Source organism: Bowmanella dokdonensis (assembly GCF_017254865.1).
Taxonomy (GTDB): domain Bacteria; phylum Pseudomonadota; class Gammaproteobacteria; order Enterobacterales; family Alteromonadaceae; genus Bowmanella; species Bowmanella dokdonensis.
On record NZ_JAFKCV010000341.1, the window covers coordinates 1 to 295 of the forward strand.

Annotated in this window: 1 protein-coding gene; it reads right to left on the minus strand. The window is 53.9% G+C overall.

Features of this window, described 5'->3' with window-relative positions; all coding sequences use genetic code 11:
* Window positions 1-279, minus strand: a 279-nt coding sequence (locus J0A66_RS22860; protein WP_241264398.1) for a MarR family winged helix-turn-helix transcriptional regulator, incomplete at its 3' end; no start/stop codon positions are given.
* Window positions 280-295: the final 16 nt, after the last annotated feature.

Genomic DNA, 295 nt, shown 5'->3' on the forward strand with positions numbered 1-295 from the left:
CCCTTTTTGCTCCAGCTTATCCAATCTGTTCGTCATGGCGCCTGAGCTTAGCAACATAGATTGGTGCAACTGCGACGGCGTCAGGCAATGGGGGGCGCCGGTACGACGTAAGGTAGCCAGCACGTCAAACTCGCCGTACTTGAGATCAAAAGCCTCATGACAACGGCCCACTTCCACTTCAATGGTTTTCATCAAACGGAACATACGGCCAATGATCTTCATCGGCAGCAGGTCCCCCTCTATGCCTTCGCTTTGCCACTGGCGGGCGAATTCATCCAGATCATCACTCTGCGTG